We start from the raw sequence: 14,459 nt of genomic DNA on the forward strand, positions 1-14,459 counted from the left end.
AGTTTGAACGACCCCGTGGCCGCGGCTCCTGGATTGGTTAGCGCTTGGTGAAACGCCGACGAGGCAATCGAGCGGTTTCCCAAACCCGTCCTTCAGCGTTTTGTGGAAAGCTGGCGCCGATCGAGAATCCGCCGGCGGGGGCCGCTGCAAGACATGCATGAAATCTGGCGTCAGTTCTGCCGCGACAGGCGCGGCAACTATGCTCTCGTGACGGTCGTGGCGATGGTGCCGCTCATGGGCGGCGTGGCGATCGCCGTCGACTATACCGAAATGAACCGCGAAAAGCAGATGGTGACGAACGCGCTCGACGCCGCCAATTTCGCCACCGCGCGCCGGCTGACGGAAGGCGCGACCGACGACCAGCTGAGAGCCTACGCGCTCGACTTCTTCAATGCCAACCTGAACGATATCAATCCCGCGAACGCGACGCTCAACGTCACCTTGCCAACCAGCACCAGTGGCGGTGGCCTGCTTACGATGACCGCACGGCTTGACTACGCGCCCTATTTCTATCCTGCCTTCGCCCAGCTCGTCGGCAAATCCGCGACCGACGCGAACCAGAAGATCAGCTTCGACGTCACCTCCGAGGTGCGGCTGAAGAACACGCTGGAAGTCGCCCTCGTGCTCGACAATTCGGGATCCATGGTCACGCCCGGTACCGGCTCGGGGCAGAAGCGTATCGATCTCCTCAAGACCGCGGCGAAGCAGTTGGTCGACACGCTTGCCCAGCAGGCCGTGGCGATCAAGCAGGTCGACAAGCCGGTGCAATTCGGCCTCGTGCCATTCGCCGCTTCGGTCAATGTCGGTCCTGGCAACGGCAATGCGTCCTGGATGGACACCGAGGGCCTGTCGCCGGTGTCGAACGAGAGCTTCGACTGGTCGGCTTTGAACGCGGCCGACAAATACGCCCAGCAGGCCAACGGCATCTGGTACAAGCGCGGCACCGGCTGGGGCAGCGAGGAAGGCCAGATGCTGACCCGGTTTTCGCTCTACCACGACATGAAGGTCGTCACCAACCACGAGCGCGTCGTCAACAGCAAGCGCGTGGTGTGCGACGAATACAACTCGAACAACACCTGCAAACGCAACCACGACGAATATGACTACATCGATTCCTACGGTCCGTTCGCCAGCTGGCAAGGCTGCGTGGAGGCCCGGCCCTATCCCTACAATGTCAACGACACGCCGCCCGCCGGCGGCTCGGCGAACACCGGCATAGGCGTCGGCGATCCGGCAACGATGTTCGTGCCGATGTTCGCCCCGGACGAGCCTGGCAATCACTGGAAGCTCACCCAGGATCCCGACGAAGCCGCGCCGCAAACCTATGGTGCCGTCAACAGCTGGTGGAACGACAACCCTTCAAGCAGCACCGGCCAATCGCGGCTGCGCAACATGGCCAAATATTTCCAGCCGCGGCCGATCGATGCGCCGGCGCTGGCGGCCGGCAACGGCCCGAACTACAGTTGCACCACCAATCCTATCACGCCGCTGACCGACGTCAGCGACGCCAACGGGCTCACCGCGATCAAGGCCGCGATCGACCTGATGCAGCCGAACGGCGGCACCAATGTTCCGGAGGGCATGGCATGGGGCTGGCGGGTGGTTTCGAGCCGTCAGCCGTTTACGCAGGGACGTTCGGAAACGGAGAAAGGCAACGATAAGGTGGTGATCGTGCTGACCGACGGCGCCAACACCTATTACACGCCCTCGTCGCTGGGTTATTCCGACCCCGCGGGCTCGAAATCGACCTATGCGTCCTACGGTTATCTTAATCCCGGTTACAACGGCACCTCGGTCGGCCGCCTGTTCATGGGCACATCGAGCGCCATCGGCCAGTTCGACTATTCGAACGGCAATTATACCGGCGCGCTCAACGAACAGATGGCGACGCTTTGCAACAACGCCAAGGCGGCCAACATCATGGTGATGACGGTTGCGCTCGATCTGTCCACGACAAAGGCCAGCGATCTGCAGGCAATCAATGCATTGAAATCCTGCTCGTCGGACTCGCGCTTCCGCAAGGATCCGACGGACGCGAGCAAACCGGCCAAACTGTTCTGGAACGCGACGGGCGCGAGCCTGTCGAACGATTTCAAGGAAATCGGCAACGAACTGTCGAACCTGCGTGTGGTCGGCTGATGCACGTCGCCCGAAAGTGATTCCGGTTTTGAGATAACGACATGCACAAAGAGCAAAGACTGAAAGCGCGCATCGCGTAAATCCGTTTCGACGTGACCCTCCTTAGCCCCAGGATGGCTTCCCTGGCGCAATGCTTGGCGCCACCAAGCTCTTGCAAGCGCCGGTCGGGGCGGGCACACGTTGGCCACTCGCGAGATCGCGCATCATCGCCGCGCGCTGGGGACCAACCGATGCCCGAAACCGCCAATCATCTCGCTTTCGCGCTGGTCTGCCTCGGCATGGTGCTGACGCCGGGTCCGAACATGATCTATTTGATCTCGCGATCGCTGTCGCAAGGGCCAAAGGCCGGACTGATCTCGCTTGGCGGTGTCGCGGTCGGTTTTCTCTTTTATGTGCTGTCGGCCGCGCTCGGCATCACGGCGCTGCTGCTCGCCGTGCCCTATGCCTACGACGCTCTACGCTTTGCCGGCGTGCTTTATCTCTTGTGGCTGGCCTGGCAGGCCGTGAAGCCCGGCGGACGCTCGCCGTTCCAGGTGCGCGAACTGCCGAAGGATGGGCCGCGCAAGCTGTTCGCCATGGGCCTGATGACCAATCTGCTCAATCCCAAGGTCGCGGTGCTTTACCTGTCGTTGCTGCCGCAGTTCATCAGCCTCGGCAAGGGCCATGTCCTGTCGCAGCTACTGGTGCTCGGCGCGACGCAGATATCGATCAGCCTGACCGTCAATGCGATCATCGCGGTGACGGCCGGTTCGATCGCCGCTTTCCTTGCCGGGCGGCCATTGTGGCTGGTCATCCAGCGCTGGATGATGGGCACCGTGCTGGCGGCACTGGCGCTGAAGATGGCGACCGACGCGCAACGCTGAGGGCGAAAGCTTCAAGCGCGGTCTCGCTCTCAGACTAGCCGCCGAAGACTTCTTTCAGAAGGCACGGACGTCGCTTATGGATCGCTCGGCGGCAGCCGCATTGTAGTGCGCGCAGTGACCATGGGCCTTGAAGCGGCCCGGACTCGGTATCGAGGGGCGCGCGCGCTACATCGGCCGTCTTGTCTGTTCCCCCCGCTCCGGTTCGACCACCTTGCGGTAAAGGTGCCAGGTGGCATGACCAAGGATCGGCATGACCACGGCCAGTCCGGCAAACAGCGGGATAGAGCCGATCACCAGAAGTACGGCGACCATCAGGCCCCACAGCGCCATCTGCAACGGGTTGGCCATCACCACCCTGGCAGAAGTCTCGATCGCCGAGACGGCGCCGACATCGCGATCGAGCAGCAGCGGGAAGGCAACAACCGTCGTCGCCAAAACCACCGCGGCGAAGACGAAGCCGGCGGCGTTGCCGGCGAGGATCAGCGTCCAGCCCTTGCTGGTGGTCAGCACCTCACGCACAAAGCTGCCGATCGAAGCCGGCGGCTGGTCGCCGAACAGGCCGATATAGATCGATTGCGCGGTGTACAGCCACAACAGGAACAGGGCCACCAGCATGATGCCGATCACCGCGATTGACGGAATCGCAGGCGAGCGGCGCACGTCGAGTGCGTGCCACCAGGAGGTGTTCATGCCAAGCTCGCGCCGACGGCTGATCTCGTAAAGACCGAGCGCGGCGAACGGGCCGACCAGTGCGAACCCCGACATCAAGGGATAGATAAGCTGGATGGCATTGGCGCCAGACGACGTCCACCGCGTCAGGATCAGGCCGACGATAGGGTAGATCAGGCACAAGAAGACATAGTGCGACGGTTTTGCCCAGAAATCCTCGACGCCGAGGCGCAGCGCGTCCCATAGATCAGACGTGGTGATATGGCGCACCGAGGGCTGTACATGCATCCCTCGCGCGTCCGCCATGACATGAAAGCCGGCCATAACCTTCCTCCTGTATGTCGGGGACGGTCACCGCCAGGATGGCCGCCCATAGCTGCCCTTCTCGCACAGGCGCTATCCTAGCCGATTTAGGGGCGGTTGTCGCCAAGTCCATGGAATCGAGCGATGTTCGATTTCAACTTTCGCTCCCGGCGGAAGCAGGCTTTGCCTTCGCTCGGCGCCTGGTGGGCGCATACCGAAGACGATCGGACCGGCCGTTCCCTGGAAGCAAATCTCGAAACCGCCGCCTAGAACCTTCGGTTCGGCCGGAATTTTCGTCGCCCTGCCCGGCAAAAGCCATGATCGCCATTATCTCAGGCGAGCATGACCATTGCGAAAATCGAAAACCACCCGATCCCGAATCCGAACAGGCGCATGCTGCTGAAGGGCGTCGGCCTTGCCGCACTAGTAGGGCTCGCCGCCTGCGGCACCGTTTCATTGCCAGCCGGCGAAGGTGCCGGGGCCTCCTCCTCCGCCACCAGCACGCTGGCGGGCATCCGCGCCACCGCGGGGTTGGGGCCGCTCGCTCCCGATGCACAGCTGGAAAAAGCGGCACTCCAGCAGGCCGGCTACATGGCCGGGCGCGGCCGCATGAGCCACACCACCGGATGGGGCAAGGATTTCGCCTCGCGCGTCAAGGACAATGGCATTGGCGGGGCGGCGGCCGAGAACATCGCCGAGGGCCGCTTCGACCTTGAGAAACTGTTCGACATCTGGGTGCATTCGCCCGGCCACCGCCGCAACATGCTCGACCCGCGCTTCACCCGCTTCGGCCTTGCCTATGTACGCGACGGCCGCGACAGCGCTGTGCGCTACTGGAGCCTCGTGCTGGGAAAGTAGGCGCTTCCGCCTGCCCTCAATCCATGTGCGCGGCCGGTGCGCCGTCGGCCGGCGCCTGCTTTGGTTTGCGCAGCAGGAAAACGAACGGGATGGCAATCAGCGTCATCACCATGAGTATTTTGAAGTCATTGACGTAAGAAATCATCATCGCCTGAAGATTGACCACGCGATCGATCTGCGACAGCGCCGTCGGATCGCCGCCCGCGGCTGCCGGCGAAACCGCCCAGAGATTGGGATTGAAAGGATTGATGAAGGCGGAAAGCTCGCTGTGGTTGACCTGCGTGTTGCGGACCATCAGGACCGTCACGACCGACACGCCGATGGACGAGCCAAGATTGCGCACCAGGCTGAACAAGGCGGTGGCATCGGTGCGGAAGCGCACGTCAAGCGTGGCGAAGGCCACCGTCGACAGCGGCACGAACACCATTCCCATGCCCAAGCCCTGGATGACGCCGGAGCTGATGATCAGCCAGTTGTCCATCTGCGGCGTGAAGCTGGACATGGTGTAGAGCGATTGCGCGGTCAGCAGGAAGCCGATGACGACGAGGATCCTGGCATCGATCTTGCTCATGAGCCGCCCGACGACGAGCATCGAAATCATCGTGCCGACACCGCGTGGCCCCATGACGATGCCTATGGTGACGGTCGGATAGCCGAAGATGGTCGACAGCATTGGCGGCAGCAGCGACATGCTCGCCAGGATGAGCACGCCCATGACGAAGATGAACGCCAGCCCGGTCACGAAATTGCGGTCGAGGAATATCTTCGGATCGATGAAGGGATGTTCCGCCGTCATCGTATGGATGATGAACACCCAGAAACCGGTTATCGAAAGGCCAAGTTCGATCCAGATCTCGATCGAGGAAAACCAGTCGACCTCGCCGCCGCGATCGAGCAGCAGCTGCAACGCGCCGACGCCGAGCGATATCATGGCGAAACCGAAGAAATCGAAGCTCCGCACCCGCCGGGCAATGGCGGGCAAGTAGGCGGCCATGCCGAGGAAGGCGATGATGCCGACCGGCAAATTGATGAAGAACACCCAGCGCCAGTTGAAATTCTCCGTCAGCCAGCCGCCGAGCGTCGGCCCCAGGATTGGCCCCAGCATGATGCCGGCGCCCCAGATGGCCATCGCCTGGCCGTGGCGCTCCCTGGGATTGATGTCGAGCAAAAAGGTCTGTGACAACGGCACGATCGCGGCGCCGAAGACGCCTTGCATCAGCCGGAAGAACACTATGGATTCCAAACTCCACGCCAGGCCGCACAGCATGGAAAAAACGGTGAAGCCGACCACCGAGGTCAGGAACAGTTCCTTGCGGCCGAAGCGGTCGGCCAGCCAGCCGGTGACCGGCGTCATGATGGCGGCGGCGACGATATAGGAGGTCAGCACCCAGTTGATGTTGTCGGGGGAAGCACCGAGATCGCCGGTCATGGTCGGCAGCGCTACGTTGGCGATCGTGGTGTCGAGCGCCTGCATGATCGTCGCCAGCATGAGCGCGACCGTGATCAGGCCGCGATGCGGCACTTCTTTGAAAGGTTCGGGTGTGCTCATGACGTGGAACTTCCAGCAGGTAACAAAAACGTGTACAACGGGTTTCCGGGCGGCAACGCCTCCGTTGAGAGACCTTCATCGCGGTGGGACGCGATCATCGATGTGGGGGTTACATCGACTGAAAGTCTCGATTGAGCGGATGCCTGCCGCCCGGAAACATCAGGACCGACGGATCGTGGAAGATTTCGGATTCGGTCCAGGCGCAATGCGGTCCGGCCTAAACGCTGATCCTTTCCACTCTTCCATCAGACCAATCCTGCTACTCGCCTCACCCGCCTGGTCTCTGCGGGCTTGGCCTGACTTTACTGCGCGGCCTCGCCGGCCTTGGCGTGACCGAAGATCGACGGCAGACCACGCGCGACGCCGGTGTCGACGGTAACCGTGGCGCTCATGCCGGTGCGCAGCGCCATCTTGGCGTCGGCATCGGTCAGTTCCAGCCGCACCGGAATGCGCTGCGTGACCTTGACCCAGTTGCCGGTGGCGTTCTGGGCAGGCAGCAGCGAGAACTCCGCGCCGGTTCCCGCTCCGATCGCCTTGACGGCCGCTTCGAAGGTCTTGCCCGGATAGGTATCGACCATGATCTCGGCCTTCTGACCCGGCTTCATGTGGGTGAGTTGGGTTTCCTTGAAGTTGGCGTCGATCCAGGTGTCGCCGGTTTCGACCAGCGAAAACAGCGGTGTGCCGGCGCCGACGAACTGGCCGACCTTGAACGACGAGGCCTGGCTTATGACGCCGTCGGCGGGCGCCTTCACCGTCGTCTGCGCCAGGTCGTAGGCCGCCTTGTCGCGCGCGGCGAGCGCGGCCATCACCGTCGGGTGCTTGTCGGTCTCGATGTCGGGATTGCCGCCAAGGGCGGCCTTGGCGCTGATGATGCCTTGCTCGGCAACGGCAAGCTGCTGCTTTGCCTTGTCGAGATCGTTCCTGGCTTCATCGAGCGCGGATTTTGCGTTGATGCCCTTCTGGGCGAGATCGGCGGCGCGGTCGTATTGCGACTGGGCGTAACCGACCTCGCTGACGTCGGACTTCTGCTGAGCCTGAGCCTGGCTGTAGGCGGCACGCAGTTGCTCGACATTGAGACGCGCGGCAGCCACCGCCGCGTCGGCCTGGGCGAGCGCGATCCGGTAAGGCTCGGGGTCGATGGCAAACAGAAGATCGCCCTGCTTCACCATCTGATTGTCCGATATGGCAACCTGAACTATGCGGCCCGCCGTATCCGAGGCGATCGACACCTTGGCCTGCTGCAGGTTGGCGTTCTCGGTCTCCTGATAACGCCCGCCGGTGATCCAGACATAGCCGCCGCCGATGGCCAATGCCGCCGGCAGGACAAGCATCAAAAGCAAGCGGCCAATGCGGCGCTTCTTCTTTGGCTCCGGCACCGGCTGCACCGGAGCGACGGCAACGGGAGCAGAGGCCGGTTGTGCCGGCGCTTCCATCTCCACCTTGGGAGTGGCATTCTCGTCTATCTTGGCTACTGCGTTCATGCTGCTGCGCCTTCCGCATTCTTGATCTTTTCGTCGGACGACGCGTCGTCCTCGGCGAGGTTCCGTGCCATGGTGTCAAGCGCCCTGATCAGGACGCCACGGTCCTCCGGCGAAACGCCGACAAGCGAATCCTCATAGACTTCGCCGGCCAGGCTCTTGACCTCGGCATAGGCGGCGCTCGCCTTGGCGGTCGGGAAAATCATGCGCACGCGGCGGTCGGTGGCATCGGCCCGGCGCTCGATCCAGCCGCCCTCCTCCATCCGGTCGACAAGGCGCGAAACGCTGATCGGCTCGATTTCGAGCAGTTCGGCGAGCCGCGCCTGGGTGACACCCGCTTCCTTGGCGACACGCACCATGAGGCGCCATTGCGCTGAGGAGAGGCCAAGCCCGCTGGCGCGCGTCTCGAAGCGCTTGCGCATCAGGCGCTGCACGTCGTGGATCAAAAATCCCAATCTGTCTATGCCATCTGAAACCATGAGCGACATATATAATAAGCGTGCTTACTATTCAAGGTGCCGCATTGCGCCAGAGGCATGCAAACGTGCATGGCAGCCGCGCGATGCAGTCGTGGTTAGCGGTTGATGAACACCTGGCCGGTGCTATGGCAAGTCGGCATGACGGTGTCCGCTGCATCAAGCGCAATGGGCTATACGCTGGTCGCGTGTGACATATTGATGTACAGCCTCGGGTCAGGATCGGGGGATCAACGACATGCCGACGCTTTACGCTCTCAAGCCGGCTTTCCAGGGCAGGCTGCGGCCGCTTGTCAATCGGCTGGCGGCCATCGGGGTCACCGCAAACAGCATAACCATCCTGGCGGCCCTGATGTCGATCGCGGCCGGGGCGGCCATCGCGATCCTGCATGAATGGCGCTCGCTGCTGCTGCTCATTCCCGTGGTGATGTTCGTGCGCATGGCGCTGAATGCCGTTGATGGCATGCTGGCGCGAGAACACGGACAGGCCTCGACGCTCGGCATGTATCTCAACGAATTTTGCGACGTCGTTTCGGATCTTGCGCTGATCCTGCCGTTTGCCGCCTTTCCACAGTTCAGCCCATGGGGCGTCGTCGCTTCCGCCCTGACCGCGGTGCTGACTGAATTCGCCGGCGTGCTCGGCATCGCCGCCGGGATCGGGCGAAACTATGCCGGGCCATTCGGCAAGAGCGACAGGGCGCTGGCACTGGGCGTGGTCGCGGTGCTGTGCGCCGCCGGGCTCTGGCCGGTATCCATCGCGCCGCTCGTGTTTCCGGCCATGGCAACGCTTTCGCTGTTGACCGCCATAAACCGGATACGCGCCGGCCTTATTGGCAGCGCCAACTGAGCATCGAGGCTCGCCATGCCGCCAGAGGGAAAGACCATGATGCACGAACCGATCGCCCCCGCGGCCGCGGAAGGCCTCGAGCGGCAAGCGCAAGAGCGGGTCTTCCGCAGCCATGACGGGACGGAGATCTTCTACCGGTTCTGGCCGGCAGCTTCCGCCGAGGCCAAGGGCGCTGTGGTGCTCTTCCACCGCGGCCACGAGCATGGCGGCCGCATGGCCCACCTCGTCGACGAATTGCTGATGCCGGACCACGCCTTCTACGCCTGGGACGCCCGCGGCAATGGCCGCTCGTCCGGCGAGCGCGGCTATGCCCCTTCCTTCTCGGCTCTGGTGCGCGACATCGACTGCTTCATGCGCGAGATCGCCGCCAGGGACGGCGTCGCCACGCAGGATATTGCGCTGATCGCGCAATCCTTCGGCGCGGTGCTCGCCGCCGCCTGGGTGCACGACTATGCGCCGAAACTGCGCGCCATGGTGTTGGCTTCACCAGCCTTCTCGGTCAAGCTCTACGTGCCTTTCGCCAGGGAAGGCATCGCGTTCTGGCAGAAGATCAAGGGCCGCTTCTTCGTCAATTCCTACGTCAAGGCGAAGTTCCTGACCCATGATCCCGTGCGCATCGCCTCCTTCGAGAGCGATCCCCTGATCACGCGGCCGATCGCCTCCAATATTCTGGTCGAACTCTACCAGCATGCGGCGCGCATGGTTGCGGACGCCCGCGCCATCACCGTGCCGACGCAGCTTCTGCTTTCGGGGAGCGACTGGGTGGTGCGCCACGGCCCGCAGCACGAGTTCTTCGTCAATCTCGGCAGCCGCACCAAGGAACGCCATGTGTTGCCGGGTTTCTTCCACGACACGCTGGGCGAGCGCGACCGGGCGCAGGCGCTCGACCTGATCCGGCCATTCCTGGCAAAACAGTTCGCCGCACCGGATGCGCCGGTCGACCTGAAACAGGCGGATATCGCCGGCTACACGCGCGACGAGGCCGACAGGCTTGCCTCACCGCTCGATCCGCTGTCGCCCAAAGGGCTTTATTGGGCATTCAGCCGTGCCTCCATCCGCATGGGCGCCTGGGTCTCGTCGGGCATGAAGGCAGGCGTCACCACCGGCTTCGATTCCGGCTCGACGCTGGATTACGTCTACGAGAACGACGCGCGGGGCGTTACGCGCATTGGCCGCATCGTCGACCGCGTTTTCCTCGAAGCCATCGGCTGGCGCGGCATCCGCCAGCGCAAGCTGCATCTTGAAGAGCTGATCGGCTCCAGCCTGGCGACGCTCAATGCCACTGGGCGGCCAGCGCACATTCTCGACATCGCCGCCGGCCACGGCCGCTATGTTCTCGATGCCATTGTGAAGAGCCCCGACCAGCCGGCGAGCGTGCGCCTGCAGGACTATTCCGACCTCAACGTCCAGCTTGGCCGCAAGCTGATTGCCGAGCGGCAATTGCCGGCGAGCATCTCGTTCCAGCGTGCGGACGCTTTCGATGCCGACATGCTCGCCGGCGCCGATCCGGCGCCCGATCTCGCCATCGTTTCCGGCCTCTATGAACTGTTCCCGGACAACGCGATGATCGGCCGCTCGCTCGGCGGGCTTGCCCACGCCATGCAGCCGGGCAGCCTGTTGCTCTACACCAACCAGCCCTGGCATCCGCAGCTCGAAATGATCGCCCGCAGCCTGACTTCGCATCGCGGCGGCCAGGCCTGGGTCATGCGCCGGCGCACGCAAGGCGAGATGGACCAGCTCGTCGAAGCCGCCGGTTTCGAGAAGCTCGATCAGCGCATCGACCAGTGGGGCATCTTCACCGTCTCGGTCGCGCGGCGCCGCTGAACAGGATGGTGTCGTCGCTTGCATCCAATGTGCGCCCTGAGCCTTATGGCCGGGTAGTCCTCAGGGCAGCCCTTTGGCTGGCCTTGCTGGCACCGTTCTTCTATCTCAGCTACGGCTTCGCCAACTGGCTGGCGTCGCGGCGCGACCACGTCGGCAGCATCGTGTTCTCCTGGGAACACAGCATTCCCTTCCTCGCATGGACCATCGTGCCCTACTGGTCGATCAACCTGTTCTACGGCCTGTCGCTGCTGCTCAACGACAGCAGGCAAGGGGTCGACCGCCTGGCCGGGCGTTATCTCGCCGCGCAGATCGTCGCTGTCTCCTGCTTCATCCTGTTCCCGCTCGCCGCGACGTTCGTGCGGCCGGAAACGACCGGCCTGCCAGGCTTCCTGTTTGCCGTACTTGGCGGTTTCGACAAGCCGTTCAACCAGGCGCCCTCGTTGCACATCGCCCTGCTGGTGATCATCTGGGACCACTGGCGCCACCAGCTCGGCGGCCTTCTGCTGCCGCTCTGGCATGGCTGGTGCTTCCTGATCGGCGTCTCGGTGCTGACAACCTGGCAACATCATTTCATCGACATCCCGACTGGCGCGCTGCTCGGCTTTTTCGCCCTGTGGCTGTTTCCGCGCGACGGCAAGTTGCCGTTTTCGGGCGCCCGGCCGACCAGCAATGCCAAGGCGCGCCGGCTGGCGCTGTTCTATGCGCTGGGCGCCGTCGTTGCGCTCGCCGGTGCCTGGTTCGGCGCCCTCCTTTCCGCCGTCGCGCTCTTCCTGCTCTGGCCGGCGCTGGCGCTGGCCATCGTCGCCTTCGCCTATGCCGGGGCCGGTGCAAAGGTGTTCCAGAAGAGCGCTGGAGGCCATGTGTCCCTGGCAAGCCGCGTCCTGCTTTGGCCCTACCGGCTGGGCGCCAGGGTGAATGTCGCGATACGGACGCACAAGCTCCAGCCGTTCGTAGCCGTCGCTGACGGTGTCTTTTTCGGCCGTCTTCCGACGGCAAGCGAGGCCAACGGCTTCGGCACGGTCATCGATGTTGCCGCCGAGCTTGAAAAGCCGGCGGGAGCGGATTGCCGCTGGATCAGCTTTCCGATGATCGACCTGTTGCCGCCGCCCGTAACGATACGACAGCAGGCAGCCAATGCGCTGGAGAGCGCGCGCCGCGACGGTACTGTGCTGGTCTGCTGCGCGCTCGGCTTCCAGCGCAGCGCCGGCGTTGTCGCCGAGTGGCTCACGGAGACCGGCAGAGCCAAGACGCCGTCTCTTGCCCGCGAGATGCTGACGGCCACCGGCCGGCCGATCCATCTTGCCGAGGCCACCGAGCAGGCGGCGTCATGACGGGCAATGCCGACCAGGAACGCGCCGATCGCTTCGCCCGCACGCTGATGAAGCAGGCCGCATGGCCGGCCGCGGTAGTGGTGGCCGCAAATAGCCTCGCGCCCCTGGCCGCGTCGGCGCGCGGCGCCTTCGAGACCTTGCCCGCGGCCATTGCTCTGTCAGTCTCGGCCGCGAGCGCGGTTGCCGTGCTGGCGCTGTCGGCGCTTCTGGTGTTCGACGCGCTGTTGTTCCGGCTGATGGCCAGCCACAATGACGAGGCTGCCGGTGGTGCGGCGGTAGATGACATGCTGGGGCGCATGCGGCTGAAACCCTCCCCGTCCACGCCACGCCCGCTCGACGACCGCATCGCCGGCAGCCGCCGCTTGCTGTTCAAGCAGCGGTTCGCCCTGGCCGTGTTCGCCGTAGCGCTTTTGACGGCAGGGTTTTGGGCGCCACTATGAACAAGCTTTCGCTCAAGACCTTCACCTTGCTGCAGACGGTAACCTCCGTCGGCCTCTCGGCACTAGCCTGGGTGGTGACCGGGGTGCGCCCGATCTGGAACGGCAGCCTGCCCTCCGGCCGACAGCGCATCTATTTCGCCAATCACACCAGCCATGGCGACTTCATCCTGCTGTCGGCCTGCCTGAGCGAGAAGGAGCGCGCGATCACCCATGCGGTTGCGGCCGGCGAGTACTGGGGAAAGTCGCGGCTGCGCCGCTTCATCGCCAAGGACATGCTGTCGTCCGTGCTCATTAACCGGCAATGGACGACGCCTGAAGAAAACCCGATCGAGATCATGCTGTCGGTTCTCGACCAGGGCCATTCGCTGATCCTGTTTCCCGAGGGCACCCGCAACATGACTGAGGAGCCGCTGCTGGGCTTCCGCTCCGGGCTCTACAATCTGTCGATGGCGCGGCCGGAGGTCGAGCTCATTCCGTGCTGGATCGAGAACATGTCGCGTGTGCTGCCCAAGGGCCAGTTCCTGCCGGTGCCGCTGCTGTGCCGCGTCGTCTTCGGCCCACCGGTGGCGGTGGCCCCGGGCGAAGAACGCCGCGCCTTTCTCGAGCGTGCCCACGCCACGCTCCTGGCGCTCAACCCGCGTCCCGAGCGAGGCGATTGATGCGCCACGAAATCTCCATCCTGATCCTCGGCCTGCTCGCGGTGCTGACCACTGCCAGCATCGTCGCAGCCATACTCTCGGTGCGGGCGCCAAAGCCGCTCAGCTCGACGCTGGTCAATCTCACCCAGCGCATCAACGCCTGGTGGGTGATGGTGGCGTTGTTGACGGTCGCCTTCTTTTTCGGCCGCTACGGCATGACAATCCTGTTCGCACTGATTTCCTTCGCGGCGCTGCGCGAATTCGTGACGCTGACGCACACCAGCCGCAGCGACCATTGGGTGCTGCTCGGCATGTTCGGCATCATCATTCCCTTTCAGTACTGGCTGGTATGGACCGCCTGGTACGGGCTCTTCGTCATCTTCATTCCGGTCTACTGCTTCCTGTTGATGCCGGCCATTACCGCGCTGCATGGCGATACCGAACGCTTCCTCGAGCGGATCGCCGCGCAGCAATGGGCGGTGATGATCTCGGTCTATTGCGTCAGCCATGTTCCGGCGCTGCTGACACTCGACGTGCCGGGTTTCGAAGGCCGCACCCTGTTGCTGATCGCCTTCCTGATCATCGTCGTGCAAGGCAGCGACGTGCTGCAGTACATCTTCGGCAAGCTCTTCGGAAAACACCGGTTTTCGCCGAACGTCTCGCCGTCGAAAACCTGGGAAGGCCTGGTCGGCGGGCTGGTGTCCGCGAGCCTGCTCGGTGCGCTATTGTCGTTCGTGACGCCGTTCTCGCCGCTGCAAGCGGCGGGAGTGGCCTTCGTCGCCTGCTCGATGGGTTTTCTGGGCGGGCTGGTCGCCTCGGCCATCAAGCGCGACCAGGGCGTCAAGGACTGGGGCCATCTGATCGAAGGCCATGGCGGCATGATGGACCGTACCGACAGCCTGGTCTTCGCGGCTCCGATCTTCTTTCACATCGTGCGCTATTTCTGGACGGTGTGAGCCGGCGGACCTTGACTGCCGGAGAAAGCCGCCGGCCTCGCGCCAACGGAGGCGGCCAGCGGCTCGCCGACAATTGTCGTGCGAATTG

At 63.7% G+C, this 14,459-nt stretch carries 13 protein-coding genes; 9 read left to right on the plus strand and 4 right to left on the minus strand.

All coding sequences use genetic code 11. The features are described 5' to 3' along the window. The first annotated feature begins 153 nt into the window (after window positions 1–153). Together NKJ26_RS09405 and NKJ26_RS09410 are read left to right on the plus strand one after the other, a co-directional pair. On the plus strand, window positions 154–2,139 hold the full coding sequence (locus NKJ26_RS09405) for a pilus assembly protein TadG-related protein (protein ID WP_352695029.1): 1,986 nt from the start codon (window positions 154–156) through the stop codon (window positions 2,137–2,139). A 230-nt stretch (window positions 2,140–2,369) separates the two neighbouring features. Continuing rightward, on the plus strand, window positions 2,370–3,002 hold the full coding sequence (locus tag NKJ26_RS09410; RefSeq protein ID WP_352695030.1) for a LysE family translocator: 633 nt from the start codon (window positions 2,370–2,372) through the stop codon (window positions 3,000–3,002). A 165-nt stretch (window positions 3,003–3,167) separates the two neighbouring features. Here NKJ26_RS09410 and NKJ26_RS09415 read toward each other — a convergent pair whose 3' ends face one another. Further along, window positions 3,168–3,995 carry a DUF2189 domain-containing protein gene (locus NKJ26_RS09415; protein WP_352598524.1) on the minus strand — a complete coding sequence of 276 codons (828 nt, stop codon included), beginning with the start codon at window positions 3,993–3,995 and terminating at the stop codon, window positions 3,168–3,170. Window positions 3,996–4,316: 321 nt separating this feature from the next. On the opposite strand from NKJ26_RS09415, the gene NKJ26_RS09420 reads away from it, so the two are divergent. Then, window positions 4,317–4,832: a CAP domain-containing protein gene (locus NKJ26_RS09420; protein WP_352695031.1), complete on the plus strand. Its 516-nt coding sequence runs from the start codon at window positions 4,317–4,319 to the stop codon at window positions 4,830–4,832. A 16-nt stretch (window positions 4,833–4,848) separates the two neighbouring features. Here the strand turns inward: NKJ26_RS09420 and NKJ26_RS09425 are convergent, their stop codons facing one another. From NKJ26_RS09425 to NKJ26_RS09435, 3 genes are all read right to left on the minus strand, one after another. Next, entirely contained in the window at window positions 4,849–6,381 is a 1,533-nt protein-coding gene (locus NKJ26_RS09425) for a DHA2 family efflux MFS transporter permease subunit (protein WP_352695032.1), read from the minus strand. A gap of 302 nt (window positions 6,382–6,683) precedes the next feature. Further along, window positions 6,684–7,862: an HlyD family secretion protein gene (locus NKJ26_RS09430; protein ID WP_352695033.1), complete on the minus strand. Its 1,179-nt coding sequence runs from the start codon at window positions 7,860–7,862 to the stop codon at window positions 6,684–6,686. Continuing rightward, window positions 7,859–8,338, minus strand: coding sequence for a MarR family winged helix-turn-helix transcriptional regulator (locus NKJ26_RS09435; protein WP_352598656.1), 480 nt, complete (start codon window positions 8,336–8,338; stop codon window positions 7,859–7,861). Before NKJ26_RS09435 ends, NKJ26_RS09430 begins: the two co-directional genes overlap by 4 nt. A 235-nt stretch (window positions 8,339–8,573) precedes the next feature. Between NKJ26_RS09435 and NKJ26_RS09440 the strand changes: the two genes are divergently transcribed. Genes NKJ26_RS09440 through NKJ26_RS09465 form a run of 6 tightly spaced genes read left to right on the plus strand, consistent with a single transcriptional unit; the run spans window position 8,574 to window position 14,371 of the window. After that, window positions 8,574–9,182, plus strand: coding sequence for a CDP-alcohol phosphatidyltransferase family protein (locus NKJ26_RS09440; RefSeq protein ID WP_352695034.1), 609 nt, complete (start codon window positions 8,574–8,576; stop codon window positions 9,180–9,182). Window positions 9,183–9,221: 39 nt separating this feature from the next. Then, entirely contained in the window at window positions 9,222–11,006 is a 1,785-nt protein-coding gene (locus NKJ26_RS09445) for a bifunctional alpha/beta hydrolase/class I SAM-dependent methyltransferase (protein ID WP_502903099.1), read from the plus strand. A gap of 5 nt (window positions 11,007–11,011) precedes the next feature. After that, a complete protein-coding gene (locus NKJ26_RS09450) occupies window positions 11,012–12,337 on the plus strand; it encodes a phosphatase PAP2/dual specificity phosphatase family protein (RefSeq protein ID WP_352695070.1) in 1,326 nt (441 codons plus the stop codon). After that, a complete protein-coding gene (locus NKJ26_RS09455) occupies window positions 12,334–12,777 on the plus strand; it encodes a hypothetical protein (RefSeq protein WP_352695036.1) in 444 nt (147 codons plus the stop codon). The genes NKJ26_RS09450 and NKJ26_RS09455 overlap by 4 nt, the downstream gene beginning before the upstream one ends. Then, complete coding sequence (locus tag NKJ26_RS09460) at window positions 12,774–13,436, plus strand: lysophospholipid acyltransferase family protein (protein ID WP_352695037.1); 663 nt, start codon at window positions 12,774–12,776, stop codon at window positions 13,434–13,436. Before NKJ26_RS09455 ends, NKJ26_RS09460 begins: the two co-directional genes overlap by 4 nt. Further along, window positions 13,436–14,371 carry a phosphatidate cytidylyltransferase gene (locus NKJ26_RS09465; RefSeq protein ID WP_352598533.1) on the plus strand — a complete coding sequence of 312 codons (936 nt, stop codon included), beginning with the start codon at window positions 13,436–13,438 and terminating at the stop codon, window positions 14,369–14,371. The genes NKJ26_RS09460 and NKJ26_RS09465 overlap by 1 nt, the downstream gene beginning before the upstream one ends. The last annotated feature ends 88 nt before the right edge of the window (window positions 14,372–14,459 follow it).

Source organism: Mesorhizobium sp. M0152 (assembly GCF_040322415.1).
Classification (GTDB): Bacteria; Pseudomonadota; Alphaproteobacteria; order Rhizobiales; family Rhizobiaceae; genus Mesorhizobium.